A 13,051-nucleotide genomic window follows, 5' to 3' on the forward strand; every position below is an offset into this window, starting at 1 on the left:
TTACGGCTTGCTGGGACGCTCGACGATAGCCCAGGACGACACCGTGGCGTGGCTAACCAGTGGCTCAGCTCAAGTTCCCACTATTTATTACTTGAATACCTTCTTATTAGGTGTCCCGCGTAAAACCAGTGGCTGTGGAGGTCGCCAGGACCCCTGCGCCAGGTCAATTAACAACGACTGCTTTCTCAGCAACAGAACTAAAAGGCCACTATCCCACAATGCACCTTAGTTGTGCCAGGACCGTTTTAGCTGCCTCATCACAGCGCCTAGCCACGTCTGACCTGCGTATTTCCTTGCTGTTGGCTTTGTATCAAATTTGAAACAAATTAGTTGCCATCCCTCCCCCAGCGGACTATTTTCTTACGGCGCTCACTAGGGAGCTGATAAATAAAAAAGGTGTGCAGGGATGCGAAGGTTCAAGCCGTCCAATGCTGTCCGTTATTCCGTTAAACCCGCAACCACGACCGCACTTTGCGCGTTGTCTTTTACCTTTGGCTGCTCGGCTTATGCCGACTACGCAGAACAGGGAAAGTTAGGCAACGCGGCCAGTTGGCGCTCGGAAGAATTTCAGAGCGACTGGGGATTGGGCCGTATCCAGGCCGACCAGGCTTATGCTGCCGGTATCACCGGCAACGGCGTAAAAATCGGCGCGATGGACTCAGGATTCGACCCCTCACATCCCGAAGCCAGCCCTTCCCGCTACCATGCGGTAACGGCCAACGGCACCTATGTGGATGGTTCGCCGTTTAGCATCACGGGTGCCATCAACCCCAATAACGACACCCACGGCACGCACGTGACCGGGACCATGGGCGCGGCCCGTGATGGCGTTGGCATGCATGGCGTGGCATACAACGCGCAAATCTATGTGGCCAACACCAACCAGAGCGATAGCTTCTTGTTTGGCCCGAGTCCAGACCCGCAGTACTTCAAGGCAGCTTATGGCGCGCTGGCCGATGCCGGTGTGCGGGCGATCAACAACAGTTGGGGTAGCCAGCCACCGGATGTGACCTACGCGACGTTGAAAGGCGTACAGGCCGCCTATGCCCAGCATTACAACCGGGGCACCTGGCTGGATGAAGCGGCTAACGTGTCGCGCAAGGGCGTGATCAACGTCTTCAGCGCTGGCAATACCGGTTATGCCAACGCCAGTGTGCGTTCTGCGCTGCCGTATTTCGAGCCAGACCTGGAAGGCCACTGGCTGGCGGTGTCTGGCCTGGATAGTGCCAATGCCCAGCGCTACAACCAGTGCGGCATTGCCAAATACTGGTGCATCACCACACCAGGGAGGCTGATCAACAGCACCGTGCCTGGCGGCGGCTATGCACTCAAGTCCGGTACGTCCATGGCCGCGCCCCATGCCACCGGCGCGTTGGCGCTGGTCATGGAGCGCTACCCTTACATGAACAACGAGCAGGCCTTGCAGGTGCTGCTCACCACCGCGACCCAGCTCGATGGTTCGGTTACCCAGGCGCCCAATGGCACTGTGGGCTGGGGTGTGGCCAACCTGGAGCGGGCCATGCGCGGCCCAGGCCAGTTGCTGGGCACCTTCGATGCCACCCTGGGCGCCGGCCAAACCGATGTCTGGAGTAACGATATTTCTGATCAGGCGTTGATCCAGCGTCAGGCCGAGGACACTGCTGAACAGGCCGCCTGGCAGCAAACCCTGGTCAGCAGAGGTTGGCAGAACGGCGTGGCCAGCACCGCCAGCCAACAGGACCAGACCGACTACGCCGTGGGCACCGCCCGTGCTGCGGCCGCGGCTCAGCGCCAGTACCAGGGCAGCCTGATCAAGTCCGGCGCGGGCCGGTTGATCCTAGAAGGGAGCAATACCTATCGCGGCGATACCCAGGTCAACGGTGGTGTGCTGTCGGTCAATGGCTCCCTGACGTCGGCCGTGCAGGTCAATGCGGGTGGCACCTTGGGCGGCAATGGCCAGGTCGGTAACCTCACCGCGTTGAGCGGCGGGCAGGTTGCGCCGGGTAACTCCATCGGCACCTTGCAGGTGAACGGTGACTTAACCTTCGCGCCTGGCTCAACCTACGCGGTAGAGCTTTCGCCCACGGCCAGTGACCGCATTGTGGCCACCGGCAGTGCCACAGTGTCGGGGGCCAACATGACCCTGGCCCTAGACCCAACACCGGTGGCCTTGAATGCCACGCCTGGCCAAACCCTGGTTGGCCGCCAGTACAACGTGTTGCAAGCCGCCGACGGTGTGAATGGGCAGTTCGCCGCGGTCACCTCCCACTACGCTTTCCTCGGCGGCCGGCTGGACTACGCCGCTAACGGCGTTGCGCTGAATATCGAGCGCACGGCGGCATTCGACAGCGTGGCGCAAACCCCTAACCAGGCAGCCGTGGCCTCGGCCGCCGAGCAATTGGGGGCGGGCAACGCGGTGTATGAAAATCTGCTGCTCGCTCAAAGTGCCGCCTCGGCCCGGGAAAGTTTCCAGCAGCTGTCGGGCGAGGTCTACCCGGCAGTCGCCACCCAGTTGATCAACGACAGCCGCTATGTGCGTGATGCCGTAGGCGAGCGCCTGGGCGCCAGCGTGTTCGGTGCCGATGCCAATGCCAATACCGCAGCGCAAAACAATGTGTGGTTCAAGGCCTTGGGCGCGTGGGGCAAAACGGATTCCCGCAGCGATACGGCTGGCTATACCTCGTCCATTGGCGGCTTGCTGGCGGGTGTCGACGGCGACGTAGGTGAAGCCACACGCCTTGGTCTGGTAGGCGGCTACAGCGACAGCTCGGTCAATATGGGCTCGGGTACCCATTCCCGTGCATCGGTAGACAGCTACCATCTGGGCGCCTACCTGGGTCATGAGATCGGCGCCTGGCGCCTGACCCTCGGCGGTGCCTACAGCTGGCACCGGATCGACGGCAGGCGCGATGTACAGGTCGGCAGCGCCAGTGGCCGGGAGAAAACCAAACACAATGCGCAAACCGCACAGGTATTCACCGAAGCGGCGTACCGTATTCAGTTGCAGCCCGCAGTGCTTGAACCCTTCGCCAACCTGGCCTATGTGCACCTTGGCACGGATAGCTTCAGCGAGAAGGGAGATGCCGCAGCGCTTGCCTCCGGCAGCGATACCCGTGAAGCCGTGCTCGGCACGCTGGGTCTACGGGCGCTTAAAACCATCGCAATCAATGATCATCAGAAGCTGGATCTCTCCGGCAGCCTGGGCTGGCAGCACAACCTGAACGACACCGATTCAGAGCAGCACATGGCCTTTGCGGCAGGCGGCAGTAACTTCGGCATTGAAAGCTCGCCCCTGGTGCGTGACGCGGCCCTGGTGGGTGCCCATGCCCGCGTGGCGCTGAGCCGTGAGGCCAGCGTTAGCCTGGACTACAACGGCCAATTGGCCAGCCGTGAAAAAAGCCACGGCATCGGCTTGAGCCTTAACTGGCAGTTCTAAACGCAAAGCGGCAGGGCGAGCCAGGCCTTCGCCCGCCGCTTTCCTGAAGCTGAATGTTTCAACCTACCCATTGTTGGAAAAAGAACGACGCGGACGCCAAGGCGGCATTCGCGCGGGGTTTTGTGTGCGCTAACTAAGGACAGTTGTATTTATGAAAAAGCCATCCACCACTCGACAGCTTGCTGTCAGCTCCATTCGGCACGCTATTCGGCAAGCCCATCGCGTTTCTTGCGGCGCCCTGGCCTGTTACCTGGCCACCCTCGGTGCAGCTCAGGCTGCGCCTTACGTAGAAGCCGGCCAGGCCGGGAATATCGCCAGTTGGCGCAGCCCGGAGTTCACTGCGCAATGGGGGCTGGGCGCGATCAACGCCGACCAGGCCTACGCGGCCGGTTACACCGGCAAAGGCGTGAAGTTGGGGATTTTCGATCAGCCGGTGTACGCACCGCACCCGGAATTCGCCAGCCCGGATAAAGTGATCAACCTGGTCACCAGTGGCATTCGCGAGTACACCGACCCCTACATTCCGGTAAAGGCCGGCGACGCCTTCCGTTACGATGGCACCCCTACCCCTGACTCCAACGGCCGGCTGGGTAACCACGGCACCCACGTAGGTGGCATCGCTGGCGGCAACCGAGACGGCGGGCCCATGCACGGTGTGGCCTTCAACGCCCAGATCATCAGCGCCGACAACGGCGACCCAGGCCCGGAAGACGGCATTGTGCTGGGCAACGACGGCGCGGTTTACCAGGCGGGCTGGAACGCATTGGTCAGCAGTGGCGCGCGCATCATCAACAACAGCTGGGGCATTGGCATTACCGACCGCTTTGACCAGGGCGGTCGCGACCCGGCGTTTCCGCACTTTACCGTGCAGGATGCGCAGCTGCAGTTCGATCAGATCCGACAGATCCTCGGCACTCGCCCAGGGGGCGCTTATCAGGGCGCCATCGATGCCGCGCGCAGCGGCGTGGTCACCATTTTCGCCGCCGGCAACGACTACAACCTGAACAACCCGGACGCCATGGCCGGACTCGGGTATTTCGTGCCAGAGATCGCCCCCAACTGGCTGACGGTTGCTGCCCTGCAGCAAAACCCCAACGCCACGGCCGCTGGCGCCACGCCTTACACCTTAAGCACCTTTTCTTCTCGCTGCGGCTACACGGCCAGCTTCTGCGTGTCGGCGCCAGGTACGCGGATCTACAGCTCGGTGCTTAACGGCACCAGCCTGCAAGACCTGACCGTGGGCTGGGCCAACAAAAACGGTACCTCCATGGCCGCGCCCCATGTGGCGGGCAGCATGGCGGTACTGATGGAGCGCTTCCCCTACATGACCGGCGCACAGGTGGCCGACGTGTTGAAAACCACTGCCACCGACCTCGGCGCGCCTGGCGTGGACGCGCTCTATGGCTGGGGCATGATCAACCTGGGCAAGGCCGTCAACGGCCCGAGCATGTTCGTCACCGAGGCGGATATTCCCGCCGAGTTTCGTATCAGCGGCGCCTATGGAGACAGTCAGTTCGTGGCCAACCTGCCGGGCACTGGCGCGGTGGTCGATGCCGGTAAACCGACCCAGCGCCTCTGCAGCGGGCCACAATGCGGGCGGGACGTGTGGAGCAACGACATATCCGGCCATGGCGGCTTGACCAAGACAGGTATCGGTACCCTGGTGCTGACCGGCGCCAACACCTACAGCGGCCCAACCCTGGTCAATGAAGGGCGCCTGGCGATTAACGGTTCGCTGGCCTCGGCGGTGACCGTCAACGACACCGGCATACTGGGCGGCAACGGCCGGGTTGCGTCCCTTGTCGCCAACCGCGGCGGTACGGTAGCGCCGGGCAATTCCGTGGGCACCTTACAGGTGGCGGGCGACCTTAACCTGGCGCCCGGCGCGGTGTATGCGGTGGAGTTGTCGCCCACTGGCAGCGACCGCATCATCGCCGGCGGACAGGCTACGGTCAGCGGTGCGACCATGGCCCTCTCGCTGGAAAACGGCGCTGGCTTCACCACAGGCGAGGTCAACAGCCTGCTCGGCCGGCAGTTCAACGTGCTGCAAGCCGCGGGCGGCGTGCAGGGCCAGTTCGGTTCGGTGCTGGATAACTACGCGTTTCTGGATGGCAACCTGGCCTACAGCGGTACGGGCGTTGCCCTGGCCCTGGAGCGCAACGGGGACAGCTTCGCCAGCGCCGCGCAAACCGCTAACCAGGCCAACGTAGCGGCGGCCGCCGAGCAATTAGCGGCCGGTAACGCGGTGTACGAAGAGCTGCTGTTGAGCCCTGATGCTGCCACCGCCCGGCGTGCCTACACCCAGTTGTCCGGTGAAGTGCATCCGGCCATCGCCACGCAGTTGATCAACGACAGCCGCCAGCTACGCGATGCCGTGGGTGATCGCCTGCGCGTCGAAGGACTGTACGACCAGCCTGCGGCGGGTGTTGAAGGCAATAACCTGTGGGTGAAAGGCCTGGGCGCGTGGGGCAAGAACGCCGGCAGCAGCGACAGCGCCAGTTCAACCTCATCCCTGGGCGGCCTGCTCGCCGGTGTGGACGGCCTGGTGGCTGAGCACACCCGGTTGGGCGCCATGGTCGGCTATAGCGATACCTCGTTAGGCATGGGCGACGACACCCATTCCAGCGCCTCGGCCGATAGCTACCACCTGGGTGCCTACATTGGCCACGAGGAAGGGCCGTTGCGCCTGACCGCGGGTGCATCCCATAGCTGGCACCGCATCGACGTCAAGCGAGAGCTGCAACTGGGCGCGTCGACCGACCGCCTCAAGGTCAAGCGCGACGCGCAATCGACCCAGGTGTTCAGTGAAGCAGCCTATCGCCTGAACCTGCAGCCTTTGGCTCTGGAGCCCTTCGCCAACCTGGCCTATGTGCATTTCGATAGCGACAGCTTTACCGAGAAGGGCGGCGCCACGGCGCTCAAGGGTAACGACGACAACCGCGACACGGTGCTGTCCACGCTGGGGGTGCGTGCCGGTAGCCGGTTCAACCTCACCGATACCCAGAAGCTGGACGTCTCAGGTACCTTGGGCTGGCAGCATAACCTGAGCGATACCTCGGCCGAGCAGCACATGGCCTTCGCCAGCGGGGTGAATACCTTTGCCGTGCAGAGCGTGTCCATGGACCGGGACGCCGCCGTCGTGGGCGCCCGCGCCAGCCTTGTCTTGAACCGGGATGCGCGGATCAACCTGGACTACAACGGCCTGCTGGGCGCCCGGGATAAAACCCACGGCGTGGGGCTGTCGCTGAATTGGGATTTCTAACCTCTAGCGCTGCCTGAAAGCCTGCGCCAGCTTGGGTGCTCTCGCCCGATACTAGAAACCGTTTGGAGGGTCTATTTTGTCCCTCCAAACGGTTCAGCAGCGATCCGGTGGAGCGCCTGAGCACCTGCTCGAAAGATTGCTCCCTTTGCTGTAGAGAACCTCCCAAGCCCGCTCCTATCAAGGCATTGGCGGCTGCCATGCCTCTCTCAAAGAAACGTCCTTTACCGGGCAAGTGATTGACGTCCCTCATGACGCATCGACAGGGTCATGACAACTCGATGCGTTCCACCTTGCCCACCAACAGGATGTAGGACAACGCACCGAGCAGCGCCAGAACGGCGATGTAAGTGATCGCCGGCGCAAAGGAATCCCCGGACGCCAGGAAACCGATCACGATCGGGGTGGCGATCGCCGCCAGGTTACCGATCAGGTTGAACGTGCCGCCGGTCAGCCCTAACAGCCGCGCCGGCGCGAGGGTCGAGACCAGCGACCAGGTGATCGACGCCAGGCCGTTGCCGAAGAAGGCCAGCGCGAGGAACGCAATCACCAGCGGCGTCGAGTCGACGTAGTTGGCGCCAATGATCGAGGTGGAGATCAACAGCCCGGCGATGATCGGCGTCTTGCGCGCGAAGCCCACGGTGTGACCGCGACGGATGAGCCAGTCGGAGAAGAACCCCGAGCAGAGCACGCCGACGAACGCTGCGAGAAACGGCAGCGATGCCAACAGGCCCGACTTGATGAAGTCCATGCCGCGGTATTTGACCAGGTAGGTCGGGAACCAGGTGAGGAAGAACCACAGCGTCGAGTTCAGGCAGAACTGGCCCAGGTAGATGCCCCACAGCTTGCGCTTGGTCAGCACGATGCCCAGATCCTGCCAGCTGAAACCGCTTTTGCGCTTGGAGGCATCGGTCTGCATGTCGACCAGCCCGCCGCCGTCCTTGATCAGGTCGATCTCGCCCTGATTAATGCCTTTGAAATCGCGGGGCTCGCGGTAAACCATGTACCAGATCGCTGCCCAGAGCACCCCGACCCCGCCGGTGGCCACGAACACCATGTGCCAGCCGTAGCGGGTCTGTAGCCACGCGAGCACAGGGGTCAGGAAGGCCAGGCCGACGAACTGGCCGGAGGTGTAAAAGCCGACGGCGGTGGCGCGTTCCTTTTCCGGGAACCAGGCGGTGACGACCCGGCTGTTGATCGGATAGGCCGGGGCCTCCAGCGCGCCGACGGCCATGCGCAAAATGAACAGGCCGATGAAGCTGCCAACGAAGCCGAGGAAGATGGTCGCGATGGACCACAGCGCCAGCGCCACGGTGTAGAGAATGCGCGGCGGGACGCGATCCACCAGCCAGCCGCCGGGCAGCTGCATGGCGGCGTAGGTCCAGCCGAACGCGGAGAAAATCAGGCCGACGTGCACCGGGTCGATGCCGAGCTCGCTGGTCAGTGCGGGCGCGGCGATGGACAGGTTGCTGCGGTCGAGGTAGTTGATCACCACGGTGATGAACAGCAGCACCATGATGAAAAAGCGTTTGCGGGTTGGCGTGGCGGTGGTCGCCCGCGCTTGGGAAGCAGTCTGTGTGCGCAAGGGAAGTGCCTCTTTTTATGGTTATCTGAGGTCTGAAGTTTTTTGCTGGCTTTGTTGCGATTGTTCCCACGCTCCGCGTGGTAACACTGCTCTGGACGCTCTGCGTCCGGCAGTCGACGCCGAGCGTCGGGGGATGCATTCCCACGCGGAGCGTGGGAACGATCAGTCGGGCTCAAGCCCGGGGAGCAATCACCACTCGGCAAAGCTGCCGTCGGCGTGGCGCCAGATCGGGTTGCGCCAGCGGTGGCCGATGGCGGCGCGTTCCTTGACGTACTCTTCGTTGATCTCGATGCCCAGGCCCGGGCCGTTCGGGATCTTCACCATGCCCTTGTCGTAATCGAAGACTTCCGGGTTCTTGATGTAGTCGAGCAGGTCGTTGCTCTCGTTGTAGTGAATGCCCAGGCTCTGCTCCTGAATGAACGCGTTGTAGCAAACGGCGTCCAGTTGCAGGCACGCGGCCAGCGCGATCGGGCCCAGCGGGCAATGCAGCGCCAGCGCCACGTCATAGGCTTCGGCCATGTTGGCGATCTTGCGGGTTTCGGTGATGCCGCCGGCGTGGGAAGCATCGGGCTGGATGATGTCCACATAACCTTCGCTCAACACGCGCTTGAAATCCCAGCGGGAGAACAAACGCTCGCCCAGGGCAATCGGCGTGCTGGTCAACGGTGCCAGTTCCTTCAGCGCTTCGTAGTTCTCGCTAAGCACCGGCTCTTCGATGAACATCAGCTTGTAGGGGTCCAACTCCTTCATCAGCACCTTGGCCATCGGCTTGTGCACGCGACCGTGGAAGTCAACGCCGATGCCGACGTTCGGGCCCACGGCATCGCGCACAGCGGCGACGTTGGCCAGGGCCAGGTCGACCTTGTCGAAGGTGTCGAGGAACTGCAGCTCCTCGGTGCCGTTCATCTTCACCGCAGTGAAACCACGCTCAACCGCTTCTTTTGCCGCACGTGCGGTGTCCGCCGGGCGGTCGCCGCCGATCCACGAATACACCCGAATCTTGTCGCGCACCTGGCCACCCAGCAGATCGCTGACCGACACGCCCAGCGCCTTGCCCTTGATGTCCCACAGCGCCTGATCGATGCCCGCCAGCGCGCTCATATGAATGGCGCCCCCCCGGTAGAAGCCGCCGCGATAGAGCACGGTCCAGATGTCTTCGATGTTGCGTGGGTCTTTGCCGATCAAATAGTCGGACAGTTCCTCAACCGCTGCAGCCACGGTATGGGCGCGGCCCTCGACCACAGGCTCGCCCCAACCGGTGACGCCCTGGTCGGTTTCGACTTTCAGGAAGCACCAGCGCGGCGGAACGATGTAGGTCGTGAGTTTGGTGATTTTCATGTCTTGTCTCTCTTATTCAAAAACACATGCTGTTCGCGCACTGCTCAAAAACACAGCCTCGATGGCGCGACGAGCGGGTCGGTCACTGATGGTTGGCAGGCTTGTGCTGGTTCCAGGCATCAACGTAGGCCTTGGCGCTCTTGGCAACATCGTCCGCGCTCATGCCCGGCTTGAACAGCCCCGAACCCAGGCCGAAACCGGACACGCCGGCGTCGAGGAAGACTTTCATGTTGTCCGGGGTGATGCCGCCGACCGGAATCAGCGCCGTGCCGGCCGGCAATACCGCCAGCCAGGCCTTGACCACTGCCGGGCCCATTTGCTCGGCAGGGAACATTTTCAGCACGTCGGCGCCTTCGGCCAGCGCGGCGAAGGCTTCGGTCGGCGTCGCCACGCCCGGAGACAGGAACAGGCCTTCGGCTTTTGCCGCGCGCAGCACCTTCGGATCGCTGTGGGGCATGACGATGACCTGGCCGCCGGCTTCCTTGACCTGGCGCACTTGCTCCGGCGTCAGCACCGTGCCCGCACCGATCAGGCAATCGGCGGGCAGGCTCTGACGCAGCAGGCGGATGCTGTCGTACGGCTGCGGGGAATTGAGCGGCACTTCGATGACGCGGAAACCGGCGGTGTACAGGACATCACCGATGGCCGGCGCTTCCTCGGGGCGCAGGCCGCGAAGAATCGCGACCAGACCGTTTTGCACGAGGGCTTGCTTGAGCATGTCAGTTCTCTACGTGAAGGGGCCGGGCAGCGGCCGAAGAGGAGGATTGAATCAGACCGGCCTGCACCGCGACCTGCCAGAGGCCACGCTCGGTGGCTTGCTCCGCCAGAGTCACCTGGGCGAAACCGTTGGCATCAAGGGCGCGCTGATAGCGGGCGATCAGGGCGTCGCTGCCGATCAGGATTACGGCAGGCAGCTGCGCGTCGGTCTGGCGCAACAGCTGCGCCAGCGCGACGATTTCATGGCCGATCAACAGGCCGGACAGATAATCGGATTGAGCGGTGCCGGACAGCACGCCGGTCAGGCCGAGGGTGCGGCAACTGAAGATGGTCGACAGCGGACCTGCCGCACCGTTGGCCGACCGCGACACCGCCACACCTCGGTCAAACGCTTCAGCGTCGAAGGTGTCGCTGCGCTGCATTGTACGGCCGAGAATGGTATGGCTGGACAGCGCGGCGTAGACCTCACCGGTCATGAAGGTATCGAAATGCTCGATCCGGCCGTCCACCGCCCTCACCCACTTCGAGTGGCTGCCGGGCAGGCCGATCAACAGGGGTTTGGCGGCTTCGCTGGCGGTCAGCGAGTCGAGAATGCCGAGGACTTGGGTTTCTTCGCCGCGCATCACGTTGGGCAGCTCGGAACGCTGCAGGATGCCGGGAATGATGTGAATGTCGACGCCGCGCACGCTGCGCACCGTGACCAGCGCAGAGCTGAGCGCTGCAACGCTGGCAGGCGTCTGCTGATAGACCGCCTCGCGCCAGCCCTGGGCGCTGCCGACCATGCCGCAGGCGATCACCGGCAGCGTTGGTTCGGCGTCGAGCCAGTCGCCGCAGGCTTCGTCAAAAGCCAGCTCGAATCCGTTGGAAACCTGCTGCCCGCCGATCGAACGGGGTGTCGATGGCAGCTGCATGATGCCCGCGCTGAGCGAACGTTGTTCCAGTACCCGGCCGTGTTCGCCGAGTCGATACGCGCGAAGGGATGTCGTACCCCAATCGAGCGCAATCAATTGCGCCTGCATGGCTTCACCTGATTGTTATTAATGAGTGAATGCGGGGCGGACTATAAACCGGTTGTCCGGATAATCTCAATATATAACGTTCAATCCCATATATAGGGATTTTACGTATTTTGGGTGCTGACGCTTCGGCGGTTGCCTGTTCCGAACGGGGTGGCGGTTCGGGCATACTGCCGCCCGCCGTTGGCAAAACTTTCACGAACCCGGTGTTAGCCTTCGGCTACGAGCGTGCAGTGCGTCACCTCCTGTTTTCCAAACGCCCTCCGCCACTCATCAGCCTCAGTGCCGAAGGTGGTAACTTTCCTTGCCTTTCCCTGCCCTGCCCTGCACGCCTGCTGGCGACTGTTCGCGTGCCCGCACGCTTAACTCATCTGAACAAGGATCCTCAAGATGAAGCGATTCCCCGTGCTCGACAGCCTGCGCGGTCTCTGCGCCCTGACCCTGATCGTTCATCACTCGCACATCGAGCGAAGCATCACGGAGCTGTCGTTTTTCCGTAACGCCAGTCAGTTCGCCGGTCTGTTCTTCGCCCTGAGCGGCTTTCTGCTGTACCGGCGCTACGTCGGCACACTGAACACCTCGCGGCAGCTGGGCCACTTCATGGTTTCCCGCGCCTGCCGGGTCATGCCGCTGCACATCGCGGTGCTGTTGTTCTTCATCGGTTTCGAGTGTTTGAAGCTCGTGCTGGAGCGCTACGGGCTGCTGTTGAATTTCCCGGCGTTCAGTGGTGACCGTGCCCCTGGGGAGATCCTGCCCAATCTGTTGCTGATCCAGGCGTGGTGGCCGGGCTTCAATGCGCTGTCGTTCAACTACCCGTCGTGGTGGTTAAGTGTCGCGTTTTACCTGTGGCTGATCTTCGGACTGGTCTGCTATGCGCTGCCGGGCATGGCGCGGATGATATTTACCTTGCTGGGCGGGTTGGCGTTTGTCGGGTTGTTCGCGGATTCCGATCTGCTGACGCGCTATGTCTTGTGGGGCGCGGCCTGTTTCTTTGCGGGCACGGTGACGTATCGGCTGTACGCGCGGCTGCGCAATTTCGCGCCGGGGATGGTGCTGGGCAGTGTGCTTGAGGTGGGGGTATTGGCGACCATTGGCTGGCTGATGGTGGACGGCGAAGCCCCGCTGACAATTGAGCTGTCGCTGCTGTTTTGCCTGGCGATTCTGGTGTTCGCCTGGGAGGCCGGGGCGGTTTCGCGGCTGTTGCAGGTGCGGGTGTTTCCGGCGCTGGGCCGGTTGTGGCTGTCGATTTATCTGACCCATGCGGCGGTGATTTTCGTGGTCGCGACAGGGCTGACGGTGGCGGCGAAGTTTGGTGGTTATCCGTTGCTGGTCGACAAGCCGGGCGAGATTCCGGGGTCGCTGGTGCGGTATCTGAGTACGGGCAGTGCCCTGAACGACAATCTGTTGATGCTGTTGGTGGTGGTGGCGGTTGTGGTGGTTTCGATGGTGGTTCATCGGTACATCGAAGTGCCGGGCATGCGGTTTGCTGCTGTCTTAAGATCAAGATCAAATTCAAGATCAGAGGCATCTGCCTAGGGGCAGATTGTTTCGCCTTCGGCGAGTTACTTGGAAAAGCACCCCAAGTAACCAAGGGTGCTTGCTCTCGGTTTGGCCCTTCCTTCGTCAGGGTTCCTTCACTCCGGTCTCGCTCCGTGGGCCCGCCGCCATCCGCCATCCATGGCGGGGGGCGGCTCTCGCGGCATCCATGCCGCTCGGCCCAC

The 13,051-nt window shown here is 62.6% G+C and carries 7 protein-coding genes; 3 read left to right on the plus strand and 4 right to left on the minus strand.

Features of this window, described 5'->3' with window-relative positions; genetic code table 11:
• Positions 1-406: 406 nt before the first annotated feature.
• The gene (locus tag ACQKEN_RS23245) at positions 407-3,415 is read left to right on the plus strand and encodes an autotransporter domain-containing protein (RefSeq protein ID WP_427689137.1); all 3,009 of its coding nucleotides are present in this window, start codon (positions 407-409) and stop codon (positions 3,413-3,415) included.
• A 151-nt stretch (positions 3,416-3,566) separates the two neighbouring features.
• Positions 3,567-6,677, plus strand: a complete 3,111-nt coding sequence (locus ACQKEN_RS23250) for an autotransporter domain-containing protein (RefSeq protein WP_427689139.1) — start codon at positions 3,567-3,569, stop codon at positions 6,675-6,677.
• 265 nt (positions 6,678-6,942) lie between these two features.
• Here the strand turns inward: ACQKEN_RS23250 and ACQKEN_RS23255 are convergent, their stop codons facing one another.
• The 4 genes from ACQKEN_RS23255 to ACQKEN_RS23270 all read right to left on the minus strand — a co-directional run bounded on the left by ACQKEN_RS23255 (position 6,943) and on the right by ACQKEN_RS23270 (position 11,333).
• Positions 6,943-8,190: an MFS transporter gene (locus ACQKEN_RS23255; RefSeq protein WP_427689148.1), complete on the minus strand. Its 1,248-nt coding sequence runs from the start codon at positions 8,188-8,190 to the stop codon at positions 6,943-6,945.
• 258 nt (positions 8,191-8,448) lie between these two features.
• Positions 8,449-9,597 (minus strand): galactonate dehydratase, encoded by a 1,149-nt coding sequence (gene dgoD, locus ACQKEN_RS23260; protein WP_065986272.1) that lies wholly within the window; start codon positions 9,595-9,597, stop codon positions 8,449-8,451.
• 82 nt (positions 9,598-9,679) lie between these two features.
• Entirely contained in the window at positions 9,680-10,315 is a 636-nt protein-coding gene (locus ACQKEN_RS23265; protein WP_427689141.1) for a 2-dehydro-3-deoxy-6-phosphogalactonate aldolase, read from the minus strand.
• A 1-nt stretch (position 10,316) separates the two neighbouring features.
• Positions 10,317-11,333, minus strand: coding sequence for a 2-dehydro-3-deoxygalactonokinase (locus ACQKEN_RS23270; protein WP_427689142.1), 1,017 nt, complete (start codon positions 11,331-11,333; stop codon positions 10,317-10,319).
• A 387-nt stretch (positions 11,334-11,720) separates the two neighbouring features.
• Here ACQKEN_RS23270 and ACQKEN_RS23275 point away from each other — a divergent pair, with 387 nt between their 5' ends.
• Positions 11,721-12,866, plus strand: a complete 1,146-nt coding sequence (locus ACQKEN_RS23275) for an acyltransferase family protein (protein ID WP_427689144.1) — start codon at positions 11,721-11,723, stop codon at positions 12,864-12,866.
• Positions 12,867-13,051 lie beyond the last annotated feature (185 nt).

This window comes from Pseudomonas sp. NPDC078416, assembly GCF_050268485.1.
Classification (GTDB): domain Bacteria; phylum Pseudomonadota; class Gammaproteobacteria; order Pseudomonadales; family Pseudomonadaceae; genus Aquipseudomonas.